This is a genomic window from Nitrospira sp. (genome assembly GCA_037045225.1).
In the GTDB taxonomy this organism is placed as follows: Bacteria; Nitrospirota; Nitrospiria; order Nitrospirales; family Nitrospiraceae; genus Nitrospira_A.
In genome coordinates this window covers 3,210,001-3,234,621 of sequence record JBAOHZ010000009.1, presented here as the reverse complement: position 1 = coordinate 3,234,621, position 24,621 = coordinate 3,210,001, and the positions used below count along the sequence as shown (strand labels likewise).

24 protein-coding genes and 2 rRNA genes (1 of these 26 only partly in view) are annotated in these 24,621 nt (G+C 56.9%); 6 read left to right on the top strand and 20 right to left on the bottom strand.

The window, feature by feature from the left end; genetic code table 11:
• Positions 1-80 precede the first annotated feature (80 nt).
• From V9G17_16130 to V9G17_16120, 3 genes are all read left to right on the top strand, one after another.
• Positions 81-1,784 carry an alginate export family protein gene (locus V9G17_16130; protein ID MEI2754122.1) on the top strand — a complete coding sequence of 568 codons (1,704 nt, stop codon included), beginning with the start codon at positions 81-83 and terminating at the stop codon, positions 1,782-1,784.
• A 6-nt stretch (positions 1,785-1,790) separates the two neighbouring features.
• Entirely contained in the window at positions 1,791-3,344 is a 1,554-nt protein-coding gene (locus tag V9G17_16125; GenBank protein MEI2754121.1) for a sigma 54-interacting transcriptional regulator, read from the top strand.
• Between the two features lie 372 nt (positions 3,345-3,716).
• A complete protein-coding gene (locus V9G17_16120; GenBank protein MEI2754120.1) occupies positions 3,717-3,998 on the top strand; it encodes a hypothetical protein in 282 nt (93 codons plus the stop codon).
• Between the two features lie 281 nt (positions 3,999-4,279).
• Here the strand turns inward: V9G17_16120 and V9G17_16115 are convergent, their stop codons facing one another.
• Together V9G17_16115 and V9G17_16110 are read right to left on the bottom strand one after the other, a co-directional pair.
• Positions 4,280-4,627, bottom strand: a complete 348-nt coding sequence (locus V9G17_16115; protein ID MEI2754119.1) for a hypothetical protein — start codon at positions 4,625-4,627, stop codon at positions 4,280-4,282.
• Positions 4,628-4,656: 29 nt separating this feature from the next.
• Positions 4,657-5,952, bottom strand: coding sequence for a DEAD/DEAH box helicase (locus V9G17_16110; protein MEI2754118.1), 1,296 nt, complete (start codon positions 5,950-5,952; stop codon positions 4,657-4,659).
• 314 nt (positions 5,953-6,266) lie between these two features.
• On the opposite strand from V9G17_16110, the gene V9G17_16105 reads away from it, so the two are divergent.
• Positions 6,267-6,551 (top strand): hypothetical protein, encoded by a 285-nt coding sequence (locus tag V9G17_16105; GenBank protein ID MEI2754117.1) that lies wholly within the window; start codon positions 6,267-6,269, stop codon positions 6,549-6,551.
• A gap of 684 nt (positions 6,552-7,235) precedes the next feature.
• Here the strand turns inward: V9G17_16105 and V9G17_16100 are convergent.
• The 13 genes from V9G17_16100 to V9G17_16040 all read right to left on the bottom strand — a co-directional run bounded on the left by V9G17_16100 (position 7,236) and on the right by V9G17_16040 (position 15,346).
• Positions 7,236-7,580 (bottom strand): hypothetical protein, encoded by a 345-nt coding sequence (locus V9G17_16100; GenBank protein MEI2754116.1) that lies wholly within the window; start codon positions 7,578-7,580, stop codon positions 7,236-7,238.
• Positions 7,581-7,663: 83 nt separating this feature from the next.
• Positions 7,664-7,906: a hypothetical protein gene (locus V9G17_16095; GenBank protein MEI2754115.1), complete on the bottom strand. Its 243-nt coding sequence runs from the start codon at positions 7,904-7,906 to the stop codon at positions 7,664-7,666.
• Between the two features lie 460 nt (positions 7,907-8,366).
• Positions 8,367-9,260, bottom strand: coding sequence for a thiamine pyrophosphate-dependent enzyme (locus V9G17_16090; GenBank protein ID MEI2754114.1), 894 nt, complete (start codon positions 9,258-9,260; stop codon positions 8,367-8,369).
• 52 nt (positions 9,261-9,312) lie between these two features.
• The gene (locus tag V9G17_16085) at positions 9,313-10,209 is read right to left on the bottom strand and encodes a thiamine pyrophosphate-dependent enzyme (GenBank protein ID MEI2754113.1); all 897 of its coding nucleotides are present in this window, start codon (positions 10,207-10,209) and stop codon (positions 9,313-9,315) included.
• 82 nt (positions 10,210-10,291) lie between these two features.
• Positions 10,292-11,497 (bottom strand): transketolase C-terminal domain-containing protein, encoded by a 1,206-nt coding sequence (locus V9G17_16080; protein ID MEI2754112.1) that lies wholly within the window; start codon positions 11,495-11,497, stop codon positions 10,292-10,294.
• A gap of 57 nt (positions 11,498-11,554) precedes the next feature.
• Positions 11,555-11,875: an iron-sulfur cluster insertion protein ErpA gene (erpA, locus tag V9G17_16075; GenBank protein MEI2754111.1), complete on the bottom strand. Its 321-nt coding sequence runs from the start codon at positions 11,873-11,875 to the stop codon at positions 11,555-11,557.
• A gap of 427 nt (positions 11,876-12,302) precedes the next feature.
• Positions 12,303-12,491 (bottom strand): hypothetical protein, encoded by a 189-nt coding sequence (locus V9G17_16070; protein ID MEI2754110.1) that lies wholly within the window; start codon positions 12,489-12,491, stop codon positions 12,303-12,305.
• 91 nt (positions 12,492-12,582) lie between these two features.
• The gene (locus V9G17_16065; GenBank protein MEI2754109.1) at positions 12,583-13,173 is read right to left on the bottom strand and encodes a phycobilisome rod-core linker polypeptide; all 591 of its coding nucleotides are present in this window, start codon (positions 13,171-13,173) and stop codon (positions 12,583-12,585) included.
• Positions 13,174-13,447: 274 nt separating this feature from the next.
• Positions 13,448-13,636: a hypothetical protein gene (locus V9G17_16060; GenBank protein MEI2754108.1), complete on the bottom strand. Its 189-nt coding sequence runs from the start codon at positions 13,634-13,636 to the stop codon at positions 13,448-13,450.
• Positions 13,637-13,691: 55 nt separating this feature from the next.
• Positions 13,692-14,369, bottom strand: a complete 678-nt coding sequence (locus V9G17_16055) for an ABC transporter substrate-binding protein (protein ID MEI2754107.1) — start codon at positions 14,367-14,369, stop codon at positions 13,692-13,694.
• Positions 14,370-14,462: 93 nt separating this feature from the next.
• Positions 14,463-14,696, bottom strand: a complete 234-nt coding sequence (locus V9G17_16050; GenBank protein MEI2754106.1) for a helix-hairpin-helix domain-containing protein — start codon at positions 14,694-14,696, stop codon at positions 14,463-14,465.
• Positions 14,697-14,873: 177 nt separating this feature from the next.
• The gene (locus V9G17_16045; GenBank protein MEI2754105.1) at positions 14,874-15,161 is read right to left on the bottom strand and encodes a hypothetical protein; all 288 of its coding nucleotides are present in this window, start codon (positions 15,159-15,161) and stop codon (positions 14,874-14,876) included.
• 47 nt (positions 15,162-15,208) lie between these two features.
• Entirely contained in the window at positions 15,209-15,346 is a 138-nt protein-coding gene (locus V9G17_16040) for a hypothetical protein (protein MEI2754104.1), read from the bottom strand.
• Between the two features lie 815 nt (positions 15,347-16,161).
• On the opposite strand from V9G17_16040, the gene V9G17_16035 reads away from it, so the two are divergent.
• Positions 16,162-16,548, top strand: a complete 387-nt coding sequence (locus tag V9G17_16035; protein ID MEI2754103.1) for a hypothetical protein — start codon at positions 16,162-16,164, stop codon at positions 16,546-16,548.
• A 364-nt stretch (positions 16,549-16,912) separates the two neighbouring features.
• On the opposite strand, the gene V9G17_16030 is transcribed toward V9G17_16035, so the two are convergent.
• The 3 genes from V9G17_16030 to V9G17_16020 form a co-directional block, all read right to left on the bottom strand.
• Positions 16,913-17,701, bottom strand: a complete 789-nt coding sequence (locus tag V9G17_16030; protein MEI2754102.1) for a carbonic anhydrase family protein — start codon at positions 17,699-17,701, stop codon at positions 16,913-16,915.
• 136 nt (positions 17,702-17,837) lie between these two features.
• A complete protein-coding gene (gene ung / locus V9G17_16025; GenBank protein MEI2754101.1) occupies positions 17,838-18,518 on the bottom strand; it encodes a uracil-DNA glycosylase in 681 nt (226 codons plus the stop codon).
• Positions 18,519-18,729: 211 nt separating this feature from the next.
• Positions 18,730-19,836, bottom strand: a complete 1,107-nt coding sequence (locus tag V9G17_16020) for a hypothetical protein (GenBank protein MEI2754100.1) — start codon at positions 19,834-19,836, stop codon at positions 18,730-18,732.
• A gap of 226 nt (positions 19,837-20,062) precedes the next feature.
• On the opposite strand from V9G17_16020, the gene V9G17_16015 reads away from it, so the two are divergent.
• On the top strand, positions 20,063-21,697 hold the full coding sequence (locus V9G17_16015; GenBank protein ID MEI2754099.1) for a tetratricopeptide repeat protein: 1,635 nt from the start codon (positions 20,063-20,065) through the stop codon (positions 21,695-21,697).
• Positions 21,698-22,182: 485 nt separating this feature from the next.
• Here the strand turns inward: V9G17_16015 and rrf are convergent.
• Both rrf and V9G17_16005 read right to left on the bottom strand, forming a co-directional pair.
• Positions 22,183-22,299, bottom strand: a 5S ribosomal RNA gene (rrf, locus tag V9G17_16010).
• A 126-nt stretch (positions 22,300-22,425) separates the two neighbouring features.
• Positions 22,426-24,621 (bottom strand): 23S ribosomal RNA (locus V9G17_16005); it runs 811 nt beyond the window's last position.

Here is a 24,621-nt window from a genome sequence, read left to right as displayed (position 1 = left end):
GAGCCGACAGTCCGCGTGAGGCCGTCGGCCTGCCGCCCCCGCACAAGCGCACGGAGGATTCCGGTGCTCTATGATCTTCGATGTTACGATCTACGCTCACGAGAACCTTCCTCCTGCTGTGCATCCTGCTGGTTGAGAGCACCAGCGCAATCGTTGCCTCATCCCTGGTGTGGGCGGAGAGCGACCGCGTCGGATATGGACCTGCCTCCCCAGACTTGTCGTCATCACCCATGCGCCTGAGGATCGACACGACAGAGACACTCTCGTCGCTCATCGGATCGGCCTTCGACCTCCAGCATTTCTGGATGCGCGCCGACCTCCGCGTGAGACCCGAATGGCGCAACGGGGTCTGTTTCGGAGGCGGCCCTCCAATCGCCGGCGCCTGCAACAGCCTCGATCAGTTCGGGTCCGGCACTCGAGCCCATGGCGGTGGCAATGCCAGCGATTTCTTCATCCAGCAGTGGGCACGCATCGGCCTGGGCTATGATCCTTCCCCCAACCTCAATTTTTATGTCGAGCTACAGGACTCCGCGACATGGGGAGGGAGCGGCGATCCCACCGGAAGGAGTCAGGGAGGGGACGCAAGCACTCATAACTGCGGGAGCCAGCAAGCAGGACAATGCCGCTTAGGCATTCGCGCCGGATATATGCTGGTCAGAAACCTCGCCGGCATCGAGGGGTTGAGCGCCAAGATCGGCCGACAATATGTTGTCTTCGGCAACCAACGACTCTTCGGCCATTTCGATTGGGCCAATACCGGCTATTCGCACGACGGCGTCATGCTGAGTTATGCCACCGCCGATTTCGATACGAAGCTGGGCTGGTTTCGGAATTCCGAAACAGACTTGGGGCAAGCGAGCCCGGGTGGAAGCCTTACGCCAAACCTCTTGACGTGCAGCCCGGAGATCAATTCCTTGGCCACCTGCAATCCGGCGCTTTCGCAACATGCGACCGATGCGGGCAGCGACGTAGACATGGTGGTGTTTTACAATCAGCTCCGCATCATCCCCCGCGTGATCGTAGAGCCCTACTATGTCCTGTACTCGAACCGCCTCCCGGAGCGAGCCAATCCCGGTCAATACCTGGCCAAATCGGCCTCTCAGTTACGGCACATGGTCGGCCTCCGCCTGGAGTTCCGCCACGGCAATTGGGACTTTACCCATGAAGCCGCCTATCAGTTCGGCCGCAGTGCCGATGGATTCGGTTTCGATAACCAACGTAATCTGCAGATCAATGCCTGGGCCTCCGGAACGTGGCTCGGCTATACGTGGTACACCCATCATTGGAAGCCCCGGATCGCCATCGGATTCGACTACGCCTCCGGAGACGGCGACAGCAACTGTGTCACCCCCGGCGGCAACCTCGCACGCAGTTGCGGCGGCAATGCCAACACATTCGAGAATTTTTTCCCGACCAATTTCCTGCACGTCGGGTACATGCTCAACGGCGCCTGGCGCAACAGCGTTCAGGCGCAGATGAATATCCAGGCTCGACCGACCACTCGTGACCATGTCGAACTCTGGGCGTTGCGTAAGTACTTGGCAAGCGCCCGCGACAATTGGTACCGTGGATCACAAGGACCGTTGATGTTCTCCGGGGCCGACAACCAGACCACTCACATCGGCGATGAACTCGACATCGCATGGAGCCATATGTTTGCAGATGGAAAGGTCTCGCTGGCAGCCATCTACGGGCACTTCTTCTCGGGCCCCTACATCAAACACCAACTCGGTACCGCTGCGGACCAGGACTGGGGCATTGTGCAACTCTGGACGAATTTTTAGACGACCATGCAACGCGCCACACTGAATTTTGAAACGCTGTTGGAAGTGACCAACGCCCTCAACTCGCAACGGGACATCGAGAGCCTCTGGCGCGTCATTGCCGACCAAATCCAAAAGGTGATCCCTTGGGATAGGGCCGGGATCACGCTCTACGAATCACAGACCGACTCCTTTCGCTTTTATGCCGTCATCACCAACATGGCGACTCCTGCCCTGGCGCACGATAGCGTGATTCCACGCGAAGGCAGCGCAGTCGGCTGGGTCTATGACAACCGTCGCCTGCATATCAGGGAAGATCTCCAAAAAGAACAAGTTTTTATGGAGGATCGCTACTATGTTCAGGAAGGGTTGGGCCGCATGATCAACCTGCCCTTGCTCGTCCGGGATCATTGTCTCGGGACATTGAACATCGGCAGCGTGCAAGCCGGGCACCTGGACCAGAACGATTGTAAATTCCTCCAGCAAGTCGCCACGCAAATCGCATACGCCATCGACCATGTGTTGGCCTACGAGCAGATCAAGCAACTGAGCGAGCGGCTCCGCCGAGAGAATGAATACCTCGCAGAGGAGGTCAAAGCCAGTCGGAATCTCCGCCTGGTCGTGGGAACCGCTCCATCCTTCCGGAAGGTCGTCGATCTTCTGAAGGCGGTCGCCCCGACAGATACGACGGTGCTCCTCCTTGGAGAAACCGGAACCGGGAAAGAAGTACTGGCTCAGGCTCTTCATGATATGAGCCTCCGCAGTCACAAGCCTTTTATTCGCGTCAACTGTGCGGCGCTGCCGTCGGGACTCATTGAGAGTGAGTTGTTTGGTCATGAGCGGGGCGCATTTACCGGAGCGCAACTACGACGAGCCGGACGATTTGAACTGGCCCACACCGGCACATTGTTCTTGGACGAGATCGGTGAAATGCCGATGGAAACCCAAGCGAAGCTGCTGCGGGTTCTGCAGGACGGCATAGTCGATCGCATCGGGGGAACCCAACCCGTCGCAGTAGACGTCCGACTGGTCACCGCCACCAACGCCGACCTTCAGGCCGCCGTTCGCCAGGGAACCTTTCGCGCGGATCTGTTCTACCGTCTTCATATTTTCCCCATCGCCTTGCCGCCCTTACGGGATCGGCGGGAAGACATCCCCCTGCTTGCGCAGCATTTCCTGGCGCAAATCGGAAGCAAGCTCAAACGAACACATCTCGCCTTTGAGCCACAATCGATGGCGCGGCTCCTCACCTACAACTGGCCCGGCAACGTGCGTGAGCTTCAAAATGTGATCGAACGCGCCGTGATTCTGTCCGGCTCCTCCCAAGTCACCGTAGACGAAATGTTGCTCCCTGTCGCGCAGGCCACCCACAGCCCTTCCAGCCATCAGCCGGTAAGCTTGGGCGATATGGAGCGTCACCACATCATCGAGGTGCTGGAAAGGACAAAATGGCGAATCTATGGCGAGCAAGGGGCCGCTCATCTACTGGGGCTCAACCCTGAAACGCTGCGGAGCCGCCTTAGAAAACTTGGCCTTCGACGGCCGGTCGCCATCTTGCCTGAACCCAGCACTCACCCCTAACCCAGCGAGATCGCTGGATTGATGGTGGAATGATCTCCTCCTGACGTTTACCGTTAGCAGCGAAGAGTCCCATCGCGCGCTCCAGCCCCTGGCAGGCCAGGCCTCTGGTTCCCGACTCATTTGACCAAACTATAGAAAGCGTGATAAATTGCTGAACCGTACGAGCTACGAGCGAGATCCTACGCTTCGCGTCTCCGTCATTTCACTGCGCGATCGCTTTCCTAACTTACGCTCCTCCTACGGCCCATTTCCTCCCATTTCAACGGACAAGGAAATGGGCAATGCAGGGGGGTCCCGAGCATACGTGCCCCACTGCACCCAGTTTGATGGCCTGGACATCGCCATCCTGTTGTTCGCCGAAAGGAGTGTACGATGAAAATTACGTCCGTCTGGCGTGGCAACAAACCTAGCAACAAGAAAAAACGCACGGTACCGAAGCTCAGAATTCGTTGGACACAGCTCGGGCTCGTCGACCCCTCCGTGGCATCCCAGGAAACGCCGATGGATGAGATCCGTCGTGAAGTGACGGCCTTGGCTAGTTCAGGATTCGGGGCGGAAACCCGTGCCCGATCGGAGCAAACCCAGGCACGACCTGCCCGCGCGCACACTCGTACCAGTACGCCCCGCGCCGCGCGTCGACCGTCCGGATCATAAGAATACAGGGCTATTCGATCACCGATCAGGGAAGACGAATAGAAGGAGGCAGCCATCGCACGAGCAGGCAAAACCACCATCGCAAAACGCGATCGAGAAAAAGCTAAACAAGTGAAGCAACGCGAGAAGGAAGCCCGCCGCGTCCAGCGCAAGGCCGAAAAACCGGAACGCAGCGTGACAATGGGAGAAGAAGATCCGGACTTGGAGGGATTACGATGGGGCCCCCAGGACCCCCTCTACTGACAGGGGCTCTGGGGGCTACGTCCTGAACTCTGGTCTCCTTAGGAGACCTTCACGACGAAGCGGTCTTCGCCGAATACACCACGGAGTTGCTTGCTGACCAGCGAGCGATATTCGCCCTTCTCTTTGGCCATTCTCACCAGCCCCTCGGCATCCGTCAAAATCAAGAGATCTTCTTCCGCGATCAACACTCGATCTCCCTTTCCAACATTGATCCGATATTGTGTTCGGCCATCAGGATTGCGGCTGGGGCCGTTTACAATTTCGGTCAATCCGTCGATATGCCCCTTCTGCCCATCCAACCGATGCTGCACCATCGTTCCGTCCGGAATTCTAACCCACTGGCTGGCGGCCCGAGGCGCATCTTGATTCTGATCGCTCACCTTCATTCCTCCCTTGCTAGATACGCGCAAATTGATTAAGAGTTCGGCCCAAGATCACTCCCGTTCTTGATTCCCCCATTGGCTTCCCGAGAACCTCCGTCGGCGCTCTGACTCCATACCTGGGACGAGCTACCACGCCGCCGTCGACGCTCCGGGTCGCTCCGTGGCGTGTGGCCATCCGGTCGTGGAGAAGCACTCGCTGAGGCAGGACTCCCTTCAGCCCGTGGCACCGCCTGTCCGAGCAACCGCTCGATAGCCCGCAGTTGCTCCTGGTCCTCCGCCGTCACAAATGTGGTGGCGCGGCCGGTCGTTCTCATCCGGGCGGTCCGCCCAATCCGGTGCACATAGTCCTCCGGACAATTCGGCACATCGTAATTAATCACGTGGGCAATATTTGCCACATCAATGCCGCGCGCGGCAATATCTGTTGCCACCAACACCCGATAGGTGCCTCGTCGGAACCCTTCCAACGCCGCGCGGCGTTGCGGGAGGGTTCTTCCGCCATGAAGTACCGCCACGCGGTGACCAGCCGAATCGAGCAAATTGCCCAGTCGATCAGCACGATGTTTCGTTCGGGCAAACACCAGCACGGTATCGGACTCGGACTGGAGCAACGACATCAACAGTCCGTTCTTACGGTCATGTGTGGTGTGATGCACGGCTTGAGTCACGCCGTCGGCGGTCGTTGCCGATTTCGTGACCATGACCCGCACCGGATCCTTCACGCTGGCCTGCGCCAATCTGGCGAGATCGTTCGGCATTGTTGCGGAAAATAGCAATGTCTGCCGTTCTTCCGGCATGGCATCCAGAATCTGATTGATCTGCTGAGCGAATCCCATATCCAACATTCGATCAGCCTCATCGAGGACCAGGATGGACATCGCGAGCAAACTGATCGTTCCGTTCCACATGTGGTCGAGTAACCGCCCCGGTGTCGCCACGATAATGTCGGGGCGTTGTCGCAATCCCCTGACCTGAGCCTGCATATCGGCCCCGCCGACCACCGTGGTGGCAAACAATTGCAGATCGCGCCCCAGGGTATCGATCGTCGCTTGAATCTGTATCGCCAGCTCGCGCGTCGGCGCCAAGATCAGCGCGCGAGGCTGCCCTTTGGGCGTGCCGCTCAGCCGCTCCAACATCGGAATGACAAAGGCCGCGGTCTTTCCCGTTCCGGTCTGCGCGCATCCCAATACATCCCGGCCGGCCAGCGCATGCGGTATGGCTTGGGCCTGGATCGCCGTCGGTTCAGCAAAACCAGCCTTGATCAGATTTCGCAACAGGGTAGGAGACACACCAAGGGAGTCAAAACTCGTAAACGCAGTCGTCTGCACGCAGCTATCCTTTCGTTGTGGATCGCATTAAGACGGGATCAGAGAACCGAGGGGAGGGTGAATCCGGAAGGAGTCAGCTCCAAACTGGACCTGGTCGCGATGCGATCGCGCGGTCCACGTTGAGGAGGTACAGCATTGGTGGACCGATACAATGCTGCAGTAGATCACACTCTACCGCATGGTGCCCCTACCGGTCAACAGGTCCGCGAGTTCGAGCACTCTCCCACCTGCCCGATCGGCGGGCCACGCGGGGCTTGCCGCGGAACCAGAATGGCTTATACTACGATCTAGAAAGCGAGGCTCCGATGAGAGCCATGATGTTCGTCCTCACGCTGTTCCTCAACCTCCATTCGGCTGCACTACCCTCAAGTGCAGCATCGGAATCCTCGGGCACGGACAAGGCAGGGTCTAACCAGAATCTGACCCTCGACGACGTCAGACGAGGACTGAAGAGTGCGGCGAAAAATATCGAAGAGGAGATCCCGAAAATCGGGCCGGCGATCAGCAAAACGTTCAAACAGGTGACGGGCAACGATAAGGGAACTGACACCTCCCCCAAAACTTCCAGTTCTCAGAACTCGACCAAGTCACAACGGTAACGGCACGGGCGACGCTACTCGCCACGAACGTGCATTCAGAGCTCCAATAACCTATGATCATGCGATTAAAGCCGTTGCCCCTCCTCCTGGCAGCCATCGTCGGTTGCACCTCCACACAGCCGACAACCTGCCCCCCACAAGAACATCCGGTGGTGCTGGATTCACTGTACTTCGGTACGGCGAGACCCGGCGGAGTCGTCACCTCCCAAGAATGGGAGAGCTTCCTTCGCGATGCGGTCACTCCCCACTTTCCTGAAGGGCTCACATCCTGGACCGCTTCCGGACAGTGGACAACTTCCACGGGAACGCTGAGACGGGAAGCCTCCTACATACTCCAACTGGGACACGATGCAACGCGGGAGAAAGACCAGGCAGTGCACGACCTTATCGAGACATACAAGCGCCGGTTTCGCCAAGACGCCGTCATGCGAATTCGATCGTACGCCTGCCGTTCATTCTGAGCGAGACTGTGCGTCGGAGGAGGCTATCGGAAAGAAAGAGGCGGAATGGATGAGCCATCAGCCTCATCGTGCAGTGAGGAGTGAGGAGAGTGATGGCGGACATGATGCGAGCAGGGCGGCCTCATCTAGATGACACACCCTGCTCATAGATCGGTAATAACCATGCACACGAGTGCAGGCTCAGCCCGCCAGGGCGAGCACCTGCACTCCCGTCTTCACAGCCTCACGCCCAAGTGCGATGCTGTTCGCTCACGTGCTCGCTTCCATTCGCTTTCGCGATGACCCATGACACGTCATCCGGAATCGACACGACCTTCAACTCGGCACAATGGCCGTTAGCCGCAGCTTGCAGTTCCTCCACTACCTGAACCAGTCGCTTGTCGTCGCGGGGAATCAGCAGGCCACATTGATTGAGGCTCGGCTCCTGAGGGCCGGCCGCGGAAGGCCAGTAGGCGCCAAGATCAGTCTCCTTGAGCGCATCCGGCTGCCCTAACTCACGCAGACGCAGGAACGCTTTGTGGCTCAGACAGAACTGATCGTAACTTTTATTGATGACGATTTTTCGCATGACACGTGCTCTCTTTCTGTTGCCGATGACAGGCCTGAGGTGGCCCCACGAGAGACATCAACCCCCTGAACACATAGACGGAATTAGACGGTTGGCTTTGGATCTTTATAACCGATGTAATTTCCGCTCCAATGCGCATGCCGACGATCGGCCCACAGACTGACTTCGTCCTTATGTCCCTCACCATAACGCTTCTGAAGCACTGTCCCAAACGACACCAGGTTGCCCTGGATTTCGCCGAGATCACTCTCCGTAATCTTCTCCCACTTGGCCTTAAGGGGAGCTTTCAATTGTAGCCAGAACTGTTGAAACTGTTCCTGTGTCATCGCGTTCTCCTTTATGGGTGGCAAACTCAGCGCCACACCGTTGTAAGGGCCGACACGCGCGGACGCATGCCGAGACCTCTGGTGGCCTAAGATGGAAACTCTGGCGTAGAAGCAGCGAAGACCGGGGAATCAGACGCGCAAGGGAGGAAAGGAGGCGCGCAAGATGAGACAGTCGGCGTGGCTCAACACGTCATAGCCCACCCTACAGGGCCTAACATGCTGTGTCAACGGAGGCTAGACGAGCGGAATGGCCAAGCCCTTGATTCCAAGCGACTTAATTATTTTAGAGCGCACGCGAGGCGAGTTCAGCCAGGCAGTCGGATTTCGCTTTAATGCGAGGCGCATCATACTCCCGGTTGCCACCCGAACGAGTTTGACGGGCAGGGAGGTTCACTCCCCACCCGTCAGAACCCCTCGAGATCTGAGACACGCTCGGTTGGAGCCTCTTGCGTGATAGAGCTCAGGCCGTCGTGACTGAAGCAGGCACGGCCTTTGGCATGAATTCCTTATACCCGTAGCGCTCGGCGAGATACGCCTTCGCTTCGTCGCTGACATACTCGGTGAACTTGTACCGATCATCTTCGACTGTCTTGGCATCTTCCATGACCTTGTCAGTCGGGATCGCATACTCGATGTTGCACGAGGTGTACGCCTGAACATACGTCGGCCCGATGTCCCGGGCAATCAGCACGGCTTTCTTGATGACGCTCTCCACTCGTCGCGGATTATTCGGCACCACCGTAGCGATATAGGCGCATCCGGCAACTTTGGCCATCGTGACCATATCCATCTTTTCAAACTTCTTTCCGAGCGGAGCCATCTTCAGCACGGCCCCTCTGGTCGTCATGCCGCTCTCCTGCCCGCCGGTGTTACCGTACACTTCGTTGTCCAACATAATGGTTGTGAAGCGCTCCTTCCGGAACCAGGAATGCAACACCTGCTGGAATCCAATGTCGGCGGTTCCACCGTCCCCCGCGATCACCACGACATCTTTCGGTTTATCGCCGAACCGGAGCCGGAGTCCCCGCGATAAACCGCTGGCCACGCCGTTCTGGTCGCCGTAGTTCCCGTACACGAATGGAATCGCCGCCTGGGAAATCGCCAATCTTCCGCAACCCGCCGTCCCGACGGTAATGGTGTCTTCGGGATTCGGAAACGCAATGATCGCCAAGCGAATGAACAGAGTCATCGCGCAGCCGGCACACATCGGATGCTCTTCCAGGATTTCCTTGAAGCTGCCCATCTGCGACACCGTCGTCTTTTTCCCGAACGGTCCATGCTCGACCATATCCCGATATTCTTTCGGCATGAACTGCTCAAAGCCGGGTGTGAACTTTACATAATCAAGACTCATCTAAGACCTCGCTCTCTTGGAGCCGCAAAAGCGGCGGTGATACTCCTGCCGCTTACGACACCAGTTGTTTTGCAGCGGCTTTCTTTTCTTTGACCTTGGCATCACGCTCCGCCAGGAGCTGTTTTGCCGGCTCGCTGATATACTCCTTGAAGGCAAACCGTTCCGTGGGCTTCTCGGAATCCCGCATTTCCTGCAGCCCCTCCATGCTGTTCTTGCCGATCTCCAGAATGCAGGGCGTATAGAGCTGTAAATAGGTCGGCCCGATTTCCCGCGCGATCAGCACCGCGTTGCGGACGACCTTCTCCACCAGCGACGGCTTGCTCACTGTGCAATTGACGACGTAGTGGCAGCCGGACTCCCGGGCGATTTCAGGCAAACGCACTTTATCGAACAGTTTTCCGACCGGCGCCATTTTGGCAACGAACCCCTTCTGCATAAGACCGCTCTCCTGCCCGCCGGTATTGGCGTAGAGCTCGTTATCAAAGCAAATGGTCGTGAACTTTTCTTGCCTGAACCAGGCCTGCAGGGTCATGTCCAGACCGATGTCCACCGTTGCGCCATCTCCCGCCAACACGACCACATCCTTCACGCGATCCGGAAAGCGCACACTCAAGGCCCGCTTGAGCCCCGAAGCAATGGCATTCTGGTTCCCGAACAGGGAATGGATATTGTGGACGGCCACCATTGGAAACACGAGACTCGTACAGCCAGTCGAGCCGACCATGACCGTGTCTTCGGGGTTGGGGAGCGACGCCAAAATATATCGAAACGCCATGGATTCCGGACATCCGGCACACAGTGAATGCTGCTCGATCAGTTCCTTGGACGTGCCGATGTCCTTCCACCCGCGGTCTTCCTTGCCGTACGTGGCGCTGCTGACCAGGTCCTGATAATCCGACGGCATGATGTCATACAGGTCCGGCGAAATCTTGATGCGTTCTTTGCTCATATCTATCTCCTCTCAGCCCTGCTGAGCGTCAATGTGCTACCTACGGTACCGAAACCTTTCCCATTCTCTGGCCCTCTGCGCGTCACCCGCGACCCGCGAGCGTGCCGGAACGCACCCCAAGCGCACGCTTAATTTCTTCCACGATGATCTCCGGCGGCATGGTCATCCCGCCACACACTCGCGGGCCGGCGATGACACGCTCACTTCGTGGAATGGTCGCCTTGATCTCTTTCGCCATCCACCCGATGACATTGAATTCCGGCACAATGATGTGAGTGGCGTGCTTGGTGGCTTCCTTAATTTCCTCTTCCGGCCAGGGCCGGAGCGTTTTGATCTTGACGAGTCCCACGCGAATGCCTTCATCCGCCAGGAGACGAATCGCTTCGCGCCCCTGAGACACGGCGGTGCCGGATGTGACAATGAGCACGTCGGCGTCGACGTCTTCGGTTTCGATCAACCCGTTCAACCAGGCAATCGTATGCTTTCGCGACCGCTCTGCGGCAGCCCAGACCTCCTGCTGCCAACTCGCGTGCGTCGCATAACTGATGTAGTTGCTTTTCATAATGAACGGATCGCGCATCATCCGGACCGGCGGACATTCCATATCCATACAGGGCACCGGCGAGCGATACGGGTCGTAAGGCGGCAGGCACATATCCGTCGGGGTCAGATCGACAACGTCTTTGGTGTGCGTCACAAAGAATCCGTCGCAGCAGAGTGCCAATGGCAAATGCACTTCGGGCTCTTCCGACACCATGTAGCCCATGAGAATCCAATCATAGAAGTCTTGCGCCGTCTCCGCATGCCAGACGAGCATGCCTGTCTGCATCAAATAGGAAATCTCGATGGTGTCCGGTTGAATCGACAGCGGGGAATTGATCCCCCGGCATGTCACGATGCATTGGATCGGCAAGCGGGCCCCCGCCCACATGGGAAAGTTTTCCATCGCCCGCATCGTGCCGGGTCCTGCCGTCGTCGTGAAGACACGGGCCCCACCGAAGGCGGCCCCTGCACATTGCGACATGACGGCAAATTCGCTTTCCCCGCGGAAATAGTCTCCGATGTAGCCCTCGGCAAACAGCTCGCCGATCAATGCAGCGGCTTCGCTTTGTGGGGTGATCGGATAGGCGATCATCACGTCAATGCTGGCGCGCCGGATGGCTTCTTTAATGACTTCGCTGCCGGTATAAAACGACGGCGTACGAGGCGCCTCCCGCATCATGATACGGGGGTCGGTGAAGACCTGGCCTTTTTTATTCTTGGTTCCAATGACGGATGTGGGTTCCATAGCGGACCTCCTTCAGTCACAGTGACGTTTGTGCCGAGACAGCGACTCGCGCCGGAATTAAGCGCTGAACGAGCTCCCGCATCCGCAGGTCGTCTTGGCTTGTGGATTCTTGATTGCAAATCCCGAGCCCTGCACGCTGTCGACGTAGTCGACTTCGCAGCCACTCAACAGCGGAGCGCTTTGTGAATCCATGATCACTTTTACGTCGCCCTTTTCAATGACCGTATCGTCGTCGCTCATCTTGGACTCGAACGCCATCCCATACTGATAACCGTGGCATCCCCCGCCCTTCACATAGACTCGCAACCCCAGGGTGTCCTTTTCTTCACGCATCAATTCTCGAATTTTTTCTTCTGCGATGGCTGTAATGGTAATCATGTTGGCACTCCTTCTGACTGCTATATCAAATGAACCGCTGGTGGTCATGACACGACACGAGAAACGAACCGTGCTTTGCCGGAAACGACAATCGCTCCGTTCGCGAAGCACACCCTCAGGATTGAGTGCAGGACACTCTGGCGTAAGAAGCGGCGGAGACCGGACAATCAGTCGCGCAGGAAGGAACAAACAAGCGCGATGGAGAGAACAGCCGACGAGGCTTGGCACGTCATACTGTCACGCTAAGCGCTATGGCCATCGGAGTCAAGGGATATTGAGACCCAGTCCGTGGGTGATTCGTGCCGGCAGACGGCACGGAGCACAGATGAAACCTACGCGCCCAACGACGAGAGTCGTTGGAGTCTCGCGAACCACCTGGCGCCCTCACCGATCACACCGTTCGCGCGGCGAGGCTTCACCGAATCCCCTAGGCCTGTGTGGCGCTGCCGACTGACACCGGCTTTTCCTGCAAGGCCGTCTGCATGGAGGCCTTGAGGCCTTGAATGGCTCGCGCCACATCTTCCTCTGTCGACCCGAAACGATCTCCCATGACCTTGATGGCTTGATTGATCGCTTTCGTCATGTTGGTGATGCGTTCTTCTGGCGTCATACTCATGCGCTGCCTCTCCTACCCCCGATGATATTATGATCACCCGTTCAAGTTACTTACGCTGACAACCCCTGAGGCTGCGGCGCGAGAACCTCTGTTACAAAGCGGCTTGTGGGCAACCGATTGTCGTCTGCTTCTCACTGCTCAATTGAGGCACGTTCGTATCACCGAACCGGTCACGATATTCCTTCCCGTCGATCACGTCACGAATCACCCGTTCAAAACCGGAACTCACCAGGTCTTTGCGAGCACTGGCCAACGACGCGCTGTCCACGCGCCGGCCTAATAACGCGCAATACAGATTGTCGATGGCTTTTCCCGGATCCGCCACGGGTGGGACGCCTGGTGCCGAACCGACCTGCGCCGTACCCATGTGGGGTGTAATCCACTTGGCATTAAATTCCGATGACAGGGCAATCGCTTCGACGACCTGCTTTACCGTCTTTTCCCCTTTTGCCAACTGTGCGGCATAACCGGACTGGACAATATATCGTTGGTGATCCGGGTCGTTCTTCTGTGACGGACCCGGTTCTCTCCCCATCGATCGCATGAGCAATTGTGCGTACGACTGCGCGAGAATTGCCGTCGCCTCTTGCGGCGTCCGTTCTTCCGCAGCAGCTGCATCACTGAGGCATACCGTGCTAATTCCCAGCACGACGGTCATGATGGGCATCCATAGCGGTCGCATACCGATGCACTCCCTTACCACACGCGGGCCGGTCGCCTTGTCGCAACGTGAATCAACATCAACAGCATTCCCCCCACGGTAAAGATCCAATAAACCTGAGTCGGCATCTCAGCGAGCCCAGTCCAATTAAGTCCCCAAACCACGAGTCCAAGCACGAGAGAAATCAACGCGGCGTGCAACATGACCTAGTCCTCACTCTTCCAAACGCTTATCGTATATTCCACTCATTGGAGACCACCGCCACCCTGTACAACGGAAGCCGAGTTCGCGGCACCTAACAGGACGCCACAGCCAAATGTGCCCAGGTCGCCCGAGGCTCCAGGTGCCACTGGCGATGGATATCAATCAGCGAATCGATGACCGCACCACATTGTCGGCAGCCCCACCCATAGGCCAGCGTGCCGCTGACAATGTCCTTCATCTTGATCATCATCATAGGACCGTAACAACGCGGACATCTCATTGCGCTCTCTCCTGGGGACATGACCGCACACGACCGTGCCATTTTCGCCGTCTCCTCACGACCCGCTCTTCTCGAATAACTTCACCACCAGCGTCTTCGCTTTAATGCGCTCCATCAACTGCGCACAAGAGGCATCGCGAATAATACTCGCGAACTGCGCATGATAGCTGGCAACCAAACTTCCTCCGTCCATCACCGCGTCGTAGACCAACCAGCGTCCGTCCTGACTGACCAGCCGGAAGTCGATGAAGGTGTCGACCTTCTCTCCGACGAGCCGTGTTTTGACTTCCGCGAAGGGGTGCTTCCGTTGCTCTGAGAGGTAACTGATTCGCTCACCGGAATACTCCACCATCCGGTTGGCGAGCGCGTCGCGAAGCAACTGCACAAAAAGCCCGACATATTCCCGCCGTGCCACATGGCTCAGTTGCCCCCAAGATGCGCCCAGAGACCGTTTGGCCATGTCCTCGTAATCCACATGATGCCGAATAACCTGTTCGATTTCCTCACGCCGCGCCTCGGAGCGACTCGGGTCTTTGAGCTCCTTGAGGAGATACAGCAACTCCGAGACGGTCCCCTTCACGGTCTCGGTAGGCCCCTGCTCGGACCAAGCAGTCGTGGTCTGCGTGAGCCCCATCAGCATGGTAGTGGCGATCATAACGACCAGACCTCGCCAAGGTTTCGCTTGAAGCCCGCACCATAGTGCCACCGCTGCTGCCCCACTGTTGTCGATCATGCAGTCACTCCTCCCGACGATTCGAGCCGGCCGTCTCATTCACGAGACCACGCAACACCGGTCGTTCGAAACCGGGAGGCCTTCTCCGGCGTACTACGTCTGGCTGGCCACCAATCGATCCATAATCCGGCCATAGACGTATTCAGGTAAAATCTCTTTCGTCAGCAGCTCCTCCCGATGCCGGTAGGGGCGCCCAGCCACAATCTTCTTCGCATAAAACTCGCCGATTCCGGTGAGCGACTTGAGCTGTGAAATTTGAGCGCTATTGATATCGAGTGAAGTATTCCGGCCGACGGCCCACGAGGTCCCACTTCTCTCAGTCGCCAAGGGCGCCTCGATGCTAAGAGACTTACCGGCCGACCTTGAACGCACACGATGTTCCATACGCATATCGTCATCCTTCTTGCAGTAGCCCCATTAGCAGAGCCCCACCATACAGACACACGGCCACATCATCGCACCCGACTCAGTCGACTCGCCTACGGCTATGACGGGACGAGCAGGTTAGCGCCCAGGAACGGCTCGCATGGATGCACGATCGGATTCGTCGCGCTGACAACTCTGCTCGGCAATCATCCGTTGCCCGGGTGTCGCGCCCTGAGGAATTCTCGTCAGGCAAATCGGCAGCGTGTCCTCGACGGCACCGGAAGCCACCGCAACGGACTTGACCGGCGCGACGGTCACAACGGGTTTCTGGTCCGTGGCATGGACGGTCAGTGAGACGGCAAGCAACCAAGCGGTTGCCAGAAAAAGACTCAATACTCTCGCGGTGTTTGTTCGATGAATACGCATAGGATGAAACCTCCCCAATAGGCAACCGTGTAACTTACAGAAGCAGGTTAGCGCCCCTTCGCCACCAGCACATAATCATGCAGGTAGGTGTACAACAGAACGCTCAGCATGGCTGCACCGAAGCAGACCGTCGCGACCGTAAACAGATTGCGTGCGGCCCAGAACTGTACTGTCTGCGCCATCATGGTATCCTCCATTTGACATCAGATCCCTGCCGGTTGGCAGGAGATCTCAAGCGCATTCGTAACTCGAATCGTCTGTCTACACTGTGCCGTCCGTGTAACTAGCCCACATTGCAACAAGCCACGTGAAAACCATAATTCCGATGAGTGCCCAAATTTGATACATGACAACCTCCTAGCTGGGCGAATCTTGCCGTAAGCAAAAGACTCCATCCTGAGTAGATCGACTGATCGGCCAATGACCGATCACTGCGGGCCTACCATCGCTGGACTCTTGTTCTATGGCGGCGAAGCGGCGAAGACTTGGGACTCGCACGCGCCAGGAGTGAGGTGAGAGAGGAAACGTGCGCGCGAAAGGAGAAAGCCGGCGTGGCTCAGTACGTCATAGCTTCACCCTATAGGGCTGAGAGAGTGCTGTCAATGCGCCGGAGAGTCACTCGCACTGCAAGAGCATGATTCTATGCGGCAATATTTATTATCAACAATCCGTCGTTGTGCGCCATATTCGATGTCGCGTACTCCATATCGACCACTGCGCACCTCCGTGATAAGACGTGGGATGCGGCAGGAACAAATGTGATACACTGTGAATGCATAGCTGATTCATCAGCCGCCCAGCTCCTACTTGCTGTCGACTCCGAGTCCGTCGGTCAGCACGATCGCTTCAACCGCCCTTCCGTCCGCGATACTCCGCTCGGCTCATTCTGACATTCGCATTCGCCAGCCCAGGCGCGTACCGCAGTGCGATTGTACGCCTGCGGAACCATGGGAATCCCGGCGTCTACGTACAGGTACGATAACAAGGAGACACAACCGTTATGAACAAAGGGCAAGACAATCAGGCATCCCCGGCGGCACGATGGGTACGTATTCCAAACGGCACCAAGGTCAGGCACCGGCACAAGGGGTATGACGGTCACATCGACGGATTAACCGAGATCGTGGTCGGACCGAGTCGGAATCCCGATGGAAAAACACAGTACCGATTGAACATCGGTGGCTCGTCCCGGGAACTGGTCACCGAAGACGATCTCAGCATCCTCGTGGATGGCGACAATCTCGTGATCATGATCCGACAGAAGGAACCATACCGTCGCTCGATCACGGTACAACTGCATGGCGTCCTGGCAGAAGATCGATTCATCAAAGCCGGTAGATCGAGCGCCGTGCCAGCGGCGACGCCCCCTCAAGCGCCACCCGCCTAACGTACGTTGCTCCTATGCGAACCACGGAGGTGACGATGAACCACACGTCTTCTAAAAAACGGCAACGAGAACAGACCCAACGTGACCGCCGCATGCAGAAAGAGGCTCACCGCCGGCAACAAAAACCCGACGTGCCCAGATTGCACGGTCAAGGAGATCCCGACCTGGCAGGCATGGTCGCAGGACCTCAGCCTCCGCAGGAAAATGGCAGCCACTAAGTAGCCGGACGGGTCGGCACACAATCACGTGACCGGCCGCAATTGATCGAGAGCCAGTTGGAGTGGAACTGAGATTGGTGATGGCGGGAAAGGCCCACGAATAATCGGCAAGTCTGAAAGTTGGAGCGTTGCCGGAACGAAAACGATTAGTCTTCGTCGATCTCGCGCTCATTTAAGGATTGAACTGGTCGGGCGTTGTGGCCAATCAGAGAGACGAACCGTTCAATATGGCCAGGGGTAATGGAGATCGGTTCCTTCAGCACAATCCAGTGGACACCTTCCGTGCAGGGCGGCGTGGTGAGCGAACCATCATAGGCATAGTGGTGTAAATCTCGCGGCAGCAGATCCTGCGGATTAATCAACAGATCCCGCACCTCTTCCTGCTTCCCGCTCGGGATCCGTTCCCAGACGGATGCTAGGGAAGTCGATTCCGTTCCCAGATCCATTAACACCGCCAAAACAACCAGATGGCCAGACTCATCTCGATGCACAAGATGCGCTTCCATCGGATAGCTGCGGCCGTTGAGCTGATGCTCGCTTGGCGCATGGAAGTGAAAGTCCTTGAGTGTATACGTGCGCCCAAGGACCTCAAGCGACTCGCCTGATTGAAAATCCACCTCAATGGTGTGATGAGAAGCGACGACGTGACCGGGTGCGGCCGTGTAATGGACTAACAGCCCGTCATGGCTCTGGTGGTGGGGCGTCGTGCGAATATTGATGGGCGACTGCTGGGTGCCCTTTTCACAGGACACCGTGGTCGGAGCGATTTCTCCCCAGTGCGAGGGCCCCTGATCACCATCATACTGCCACGCGATGGGCGCCGTGCTAATAGGCGCAGGTGACGGCAGTGCTGCCAGATCTCCATCGGCCGCCCACAACGTACCCATCACAAGCAGAGTACAGAACCCCAGGCCCAACCCCAGACAAATCCTCATTCCCGACAGCCACTCCCCCACGCACACGCTTGAGCAAGAATTGAAAAATCGGTGTAGTATAAACAATGACGTTCCGCGAGTCAAATCCAATACATACGCCTCAGGGATTGGATCCGCCGCGTGACTCGACTCCTGCCTAGATATCGGGAATCTGCCAGTCGATGGGAGCAAGCCCCAGCTCGGTGAGGGCTCGATTCACCTGCGAGAAACAACGAGAACCAAAAAAATTTCTCGCCGATAGCGGCGAAGGATGGGCGCAGGCAATCACCACATGCTGCGGGTTCGTCACGAGCGCGCGCTTCTTCTTCGCTTCCCCGCCCCACAGCACGAATACCACTCGGGTCGGTTTCGCGTTCACAAGCTCGATAATACGATCGGTGAAAATTTCCCATCCACGCCCCCGATGCGAATTGGCGGCATGGGCGCGAACCGTGAGCACGGCATTGAGCATGAGAATTCCCTGCTTGGCCCAGGGCTCCAAGCAGCCGTTGTTCGGAATGCGACATCCGACATCGTCCCGTAGTTCACGATACACATTCCTCAGCGACGGTGGGATCGGCCGAACGTGAGGCGGCACCGAAAAACACAGTCCGTGCGCCATACCTGGCGTATGATAGGGATCTTGTCCAAGCAACAGCACCCGGACCTGTTCGTACGACGTCCCGTGCAGCGCCGCAAAAATATCCTGTGGCGGCGGCAGGATGGTTTCGCCCCCCGCCACTTCTGCATCCAGAAAAGATTCGAGATCCAGGTAGGCCCGACTTAGCAGCTGATTCATGAGTAACGGGTTCCAGCCCGATGGGATGGGGGGCAACATACAACGAGACCTCACGCTCACCAGAGTATTTCATGCACACGGACCGACTTCTCCGACACGCCCCTCTCTTGACCTGAAAGCATTCCCGCTGAGACCTGCAAGAAACCTGAGTGCACAACAGCTCAGCACAACAATTTCTGCTTAAATGGAGGTCCGGAGAGTACCCTACCGCCCGGATGCGAGCGAGCACAGAAACAGGTGAGCCGATGCCTTACCGCTTCACGGATCTGCTCCCACTGTTGCTTCCGGTGTTTCCTTTGCCCCTTCCACCATTATCCACACGATCGACAATTTGCTGGAGCAACTGACTCGTGTTCAAACCACCGGATTGCGATGGCCCGAGACTTCCCGCACTGACGACCTGCGGGGCCATAACCACCGGCTGACTGGTAGTGATCCCCGCTGAACTCGGCACATTCAAGCCGGAGGCTGCGGCTCCCGCTACAACGGGAATGCCGATGCTGGTTGCGAGAATCGTTCCTTTGATGCTTCCCGCAACCTGCTCCGTCTCGTTCCCTGTCTGCACGGATTGGAACAGCCCCTTTTCAAGGTCGAGTACCTGACCAATCTGGGCGCTGATGATCTGACGGAACACCGGCGTGGGCAGTTCGCGATGTTCGTCCCGCACAGGGAGCGTTAGCCGTGACTGCTCACGAGAGCCCGCCTCCGACGCCACGGCCCGAGCTCCGACTTTGAGTTGAATCTCCATTCCGGCCTTAAGAGAAACAGGCTTCTCTTCGCCCATAATCGGCTCCACGCGCGCCTGCCCCTCAAGAACGCGGACAATCGCAAGCGGTGGGGTGGCGACCAATCGCGCCAGAAAGGACTGACCGTCACGTCCGGCGACCGTGGCCTCGACAATTCCTCCACGCGTGACTACGTGCGCCAACGGTGTTTCGAGCGTGAAGACATCCGTCATCCGGCCGGCACTATAGGACAATGCGATACGTGCGGATCCCTGCTGCAACCGGGCATACGTCTGGCCCCTGAGCGGTTCCTGAAAACTGAGACTGGAGTCCTCCTGAAGACTCACCAGCGCGCGATGGTCCCAAAGAATATCAATTTCCCCCGCCTTGCCGACCCGGACTTCTTCCCCAACATTGATGACATCCCCGATCTTCAGCGACAGTCGCGAACTGTCCGCGGCCGGACCGGTGACACGCGTCTCTCCATCCACGGCAGTGACGACGCCAGTAATGGGGTGATCGGGAGAGGCCGGACGCATCGGAACATCGGATGCTGCAAACAGGTGCCCTCTGCCACACACGAAAAGCACAATCACCAACAGAATCGGGAAGGGTATGACAAGCTGCTTCATATAGATCACCTACGAGTTATCGGTGTTCAAAAAAGACCGCCCCTAAAAACAAGAATCCCTCAAAAGTCTTACTGGGAGCCAGTTTTCAGCAACCATCTCTCGGAAAACGAGCCGAGACTGTCGTATAGTAGGAGACGGATCGAATCAAGGTCAAGCCGGTGCCCATAGGTTCATAGAACGTCTCTATATATCGTCGCCGATCGGACACACCCACGCACCAACCCGCATGAACCATCGCCGTTGTCCATCCCTTGCACGCCTCCTTTCTGCCTTCGCCCTCCTGTTCGGCACGGGATTACTCTGGGCCTCGACCGTCACCGCCCAGGAAGCCGATGCCGAAGTGCTCGTGGCCGAAGCCATCTTGAACTACGAGGCCAAACGCTACGACGAAGCAATTCCGTTGTTGAGCAAAGCCTCCGAGCTTGCTCCCGGTCATGCGCGGGCGCTGTACTATCTTGGGCTATGCCATTTGGGGAGAGGACACGCAGAACAGTCCATCGAACCATTCACAAAACTTCACCTGCTTCGCCCGACCTATCCGGAAGCGTCATACCAACTCGGCGCTGCCTACTTCGCGGTACGACAGTATGAGCAGGCCGGATCGCTGCTCGAAGAAGTCTTTCGCCAACAGCCCGAACGGCAAAATCTCGGATACTACGTCGGTTTTTTACGATACCAGCGCAAAGACTATGAAGGGACGGTCGAAGCGCTCGATGCAAATCGCTCCACCGACCCCGACATCCGACAACTGGCCATGTTTTATAGAGGATTGGCCCTGGGAACGCTTGGGCTGTCTGAGCAAGCCCAAACCGAGTTGAGCGCTGCCCAACATATACAGCCCGCTTCGCCGATCACGGGTGCCTCCGTACGCATCCAGGAAGCCTTGGCCTCCGCGCATCACATGGCTGACACCCAACGACTACATGCGCAAATCGCGATCGGCGGCTACTACGATGACAATGTGGCCGTCAATCCCAGGAAAAGTGTCGACCCCGTAGCGGAAGCGTTGCGGTCACGCTCAACCCAATCGCCGGGATTCGTCACGTCGGCACGCGGCGACTACGCCTGGTACCGCAACGGTCCGATCGAATCGACCATCACCTACTCCTACTACCAAACGGTCAACACCGGCAGCGGCGTGGGAGCCTTCAATATTCAAAACCACCTCGGTGGTTTGTCCGGCGCATACCGTGGGACGATCGGAACCGTGCCCTACGAACTGGGCGGACAATACACCTACGACTACATGATGCTGGACTTCAGAGGGTTTCTCTCTCGACACTCCGTCACACTCCCGGCGACCATAGTGCCGCCCGGAATCAACATCCCGTTTATCGGACGCGTTGATCACCTGACGACACTGCTTTACCGGTTTCAGGAGAAAGAATTTTTTACCGAACCTGGCAACAATGATCCCCGCTTTGGCCCGGAATCACGCGATGCGAACAACAACATGCTCGGATTCATGCATGCATTCCGTCTGCATCGGGATCGATACCTCCTGCGTGTCGGGTACCAGCACGACATTGAATTAGCCAGGGGATCAAGCTTTTCGTATAGCGGCAATCGACTGCAAGTGGGCGGTCAAGCGAGCCTCCCTTGGTACGACATGAGTCTCCGCCTAGACTATGAAGTGCATTGGCGCGCCTATGACCAGGCACAAACCCTCTTCGCCGACAATGCCGGCAACCTGTCACAGCGACGGGACATCGAACAGGATCTGTTTATCCAGCTATCCAAACCGCTCCCCTACCGCCTCAACTGGGCAATCCAATACCAAGCCGTCTTTAACCAATCAAACATCCCTGTCTACGCCTATAATAAAAATGTATTTACCACGCTGCTAACTTGGGCCTACTGACCAGCGACGAAACCATTGGCGTAGACGGAGTTACCCTATTCCCCTTGAAGTCGAGTTCCCGTGGGACAGGGCTCAAGATGCCTGAGAAGATGACGCTCGGCAGCAGCACAATCCAACCCATTGAACGGTAGACGGCCCCATGAGAGGAAGCGTTTGTGGCGAGAATTGGGCTGAGACAACCTCAAACCGCAGGGTGACGGTAGCGGAGGAGAAGGATTGGCGAGAGAGGTTTATGCAAGGCACAGAGAACGCGCACCGGATTCATCCGCGAGACCAAGAGTCCACAGAAGACGCGCAGATCAATTCGTCAAACGGAAAATCGAGAGCTCGGCCTCAATAACGAGACCCTGCGAGGCCTGCCGTTGAGCGATCTAAGAAAACCACGGAGTTAAGGCCAGGACATCAGTGAAGTACCAGCGAGGCAACCTTCACGACTGTGAAAAATAAAAAAGCCTGCCCGATTTCTCGAGCAGGCTCTTTTTGTAACCCGGCAGCGTCCTACTGTCCCACTGCCTCACGGCAGCAGTATCATCGGCCTTGGAGGGCTTAACTTCCGTGTTCGGTATGGGAACGGGTGTGACCCCTCCGGCAAGGCCACCGGGAACTTCTGAAGAATCAAACTTCTGAGTGACTATGCTAGGTGATCATATGGGACTAGTCCCTGATCGACGATAACATAGCTCGCCATTCGTTTGTTCTTGTTAAGACCACGTCTATCAGGAGCAAAGGATGTTAAGCCGCACGGACGATTAGTACTGGTTAGCTACAGCCCTTACGAGCCTTCCACACCCAGCCTATCAAACTCGTAGTCTACAAGTGTCCTTTAGGGGGCTTGCGCCCCGGGAGAGCTTATCTTGAGGCAGGCTTCCCGCTTAGATGCTTTCAGCGGTTATCCCAACTGAACATAGCTACCCGGCACTGCCGTTGGCACGACAACCGGCACACCAGAGGTTCATCCTTCACAGTCCTCTCGTACTAGTGAACGCCCCTCTCAACTCTCCTCCGCCCACAACAGATAGGGACCGAACTGTCTCACGACGTTCTGAACCCAACTCTCGTACCGCTTTAATAGGCGAACAGCCTAACCCTTGGGACCAGCTTCAGCCCCAGGATGCGATGAGTCGACATCGAGGTGCCAAACCTCCCCGTCGATGTGAACTCTTGGGGGAGATCAGCCTGTTATCCCCGGCGTACCTTTTATCCGTTGAGCGATGGCCCTTCCACGCAGAACCACCGGATCACTAAGCCCGACTTTCGTCTCTGCTCGAACTGTCGCTCTCGCAGTCAAGCTCCCTTCTGCCTTTACACTCGACGGCTGATTACCGACCAGCCTGAGGGAACCTTTGGGCGCCTCCGTTACCTTTTGGGAGGCGACCGCCCCAGTCAAACTACCCGCCAGACACTGTCTCTGCCCTGGATCACAGGGCCAGGTTAGAATATCAGAACAATCAGGGTGGTATTTCAACGTCGGCTCCACCTGACCTAGCGGCCAAGTCTCACAGCCTCCCACCTATCCTACACAGATCCTTCCAACACCCAATGTCAAGGTGTAGTAAAGGTGCACAGGGTCTTTCCGTCTAGTTGCGGGCACCCGGCTTCTTCACCGGAACAACAAATTCGCTGAGTCACTCCCTGAGACAGCGCTCCAGTCGTTACGCCATTCATGCAGGTCGGAACTTACCCGACAAGGAATTTCGCTACCTTAGGACCGTTATAGTTACGGCCGCCGTTTACTGGGGCTTCCCTTCAAAGCTTTGCCTTGCGGCTAACTCCTCCGGTTAACCTTCCAGCACCGGGCAGGCGTCAGACCCTATACATCCACTATCGTGTTTGCAGAGTCCTGTGTTTTTGGTAAACAGTCGCTAGAGCCACTTTATTGCAACCACGTTCAGCTTGCCTTGTACAGACTTACCTACTCGTGGCACCCCTTCTCCCGAAGTTACGGGGCTAAATTGCATAGTTCCTTAGGGAGTGTTCTCTCACGCCCCTTGGTGTATTCCACCCACCTACCTGTGTCGGTTTGCGGTACGGACATCGTATTGACTCGCTACGAGGCTTTTCTCGGCAGCGTGGGATCAGCCCGTTTATGGCCTTGCGGCCTCCCCATCACATCTCGGCGTTAACGGGATTGCGGATTTGCCTACAACCCCCGCCTACCTGCTTGGACCGGGTATTCCAGGGACCCGGCGGTGCCTACCCTTCTGCGTCCCCCCTTCGCTGATAACGCCAATACGGTGGTACAGGAATATTGACCTGTTTGCCATCGCCTACGTCTGTCGACCTCGGCTTAGGATCCGACTCACCCTGACCTGACGAACATAGGCCAGGAAACCTTAGGCTTACGGGGACGATGATTCTCACATCGTTTATCGCTACTTATGCCTGCATAATCTCTTCTCTGCGCTCCAGTTGTCCTTGTCGGTCAACCTTCACCGCACAGAGAATGCTCCCCTACCACTCACATCTTGCGATGCAAGTCCGTAGCTTCGGTTGTGAACTTGAGCCCCGTTACATTTTCGGCGCAAAATCGCTCGACCAGTGAGCTATTACGCACTCTTTAAAGGATGGCTGCTTCTAAGCCAACCTCCTGGCTGTCTGAGCGATCTTACAACCTTTTCCACTTAGCTCACGATTAGGGACCTTAGCTGACGGTCTGGGCTATTTCCCTTTTGACCACGGATCTTAGCACTCGTAGTCTAACTCCCGTTCGTCCAGTAACGGCATTCGGAGTTTGATTGAGTTCGGTAGCGTTGGAACGCCCCTAGCTCATTCAGTGCTCTACCTCCGTCACGGCTGAAACGAGGCTAACCCTCTAGTTATTTCGGGGAGAACCAGCAATCACGAAGTTTGATTAGCCTTTCACCCCTACCCACAGCTCATCCGAGCCATTTGCAACTAACATCAGTTCAGGCCTCCTCCGCCTG

Coding starts and splice junctions, on each gene's coding strand:
- V9G17_16130 (MEI2754122.1), top strand. CDS start 81: ATGTTACGATCTACGCTCACGAGAACCTTCCTCCTGCTGTGCATCCTG.
- V9G17_16125 (MEI2754121.1), top strand. CDS start 1,791: ATGCAACGCGCCACACTGAATTTTGAAACGCTGTTGGAAGTGACCAAC.
- V9G17_16120 (MEI2754120.1), top strand. CDS start 3,717: ATGAAAATTACGTCCGTCTGGCGTGGCAACAAACCTAGCAACAAGAAA.
- V9G17_16115 (MEI2754119.1), bottom strand. CDS start 4,627: ATGAAGGTGAGCGATCAGAATCAAGATGCGCCTCGGGCCGCCAGCCAG.
- V9G17_16105 (MEI2754117.1), top strand. CDS start 6,267: ATGATGTTCGTCCTCACGCTGTTCCTCAACCTCCATTCGGCTGCACTA.
- V9G17_16100 (MEI2754116.1), bottom strand. CDS start 7,580: ATGCGAAAAATCGTCATCAATAAAAGTTACGATCAGTTCTGTCTGAGC.
- V9G17_16095 (MEI2754115.1), bottom strand. CDS start 7,906: ATGACACAGGAACAGTTTCAACAGTTCTGGCTACAATTGAAAGCTCCC.
- V9G17_16090 (MEI2754114.1), bottom strand. CDS start 9,260: ATGAGTCTTGATTATGTAAAGTTCACACCCGGCTTTGAGCAGTTCATG.
- V9G17_16085 (MEI2754113.1), bottom strand. CDS start 10,209: ATGAGCAAAGAACGCATCAAGATTTCGCCGGACCTGTATGACATCATG.
- V9G17_16080 (MEI2754112.1), bottom strand. CDS start 11,497: ATGGAACCCACATCCGTCATTGGAACCAAGAATAAAAAAGGCCAGGTC.
- erpA (MEI2754111.1), bottom strand. CDS start 11,875: ATGATTACCATTACAGCCATCGCAGAAGAAAAAATTCGAGAATTGATG.
- V9G17_16070 (MEI2754110.1), bottom strand. CDS start 12,491: ATGAGTATGACGCCAGAAGAACGCATCACCAACATGACGAAAGCGATC.
- V9G17_16065 (MEI2754109.1), bottom strand. CDS start 13,173: ATGCGACCGCTATGGATGCCCATCATGACCGTCGTGCTGGGAATTAGC.
- V9G17_16060 (MEI2754108.1), bottom strand. CDS start 13,636: ATGAGATGTCCGCGTTGTTACGGTCCTATGATGATGATCAAGATGAAG.
- V9G17_16055 (MEI2754107.1), bottom strand. CDS start 14,369: ATGATCGACAACAGTGGGGCAGCAGCGGTGGCACTATGGTGCGGGCTT.
- V9G17_16045 (MEI2754105.1), bottom strand. CDS start 15,161: ATGCGTATTCATCGAACAAACACCGCGAGAGTATTGAGTCTTTTTCTG.
- V9G17_16040 (MEI2754104.1), bottom strand. CDS start 15,346: ATGATGGCGCAGACAGTACAGTTCTGGGCCGCACGCAATCTGTTTACG.
- V9G17_16035 (MEI2754103.1), top strand. CDS start 16,162: ATGAACAAAGGGCAAGACAATCAGGCATCCCCGGCGGCACGATGGGTA.
- V9G17_16030 (MEI2754102.1), bottom strand. CDS start 17,701: ATGAGGATTTGTCTGGGGTTGGGCCTGGGGTTCTGTACTCTGCTTGTG.
- ung (MEI2754101.1), bottom strand. CDS start 18,518: ATGTTGCCCCCCATCCCATCGGGCTGGAACCCGTTACTCATGAATCAG.
- V9G17_16020 (MEI2754100.1), bottom strand. CDS start 19,836: ATGAAGCAGCTTGTCATACCCTTCCCGATTCTGTTGGTGATTGTGCTT.
- V9G17_16015 (MEI2754099.1), top strand. CDS start 20,063: ATGAACCATCGCCGTTGTCCATCCCTTGCACGCCTCCTTTCTGCCTTC.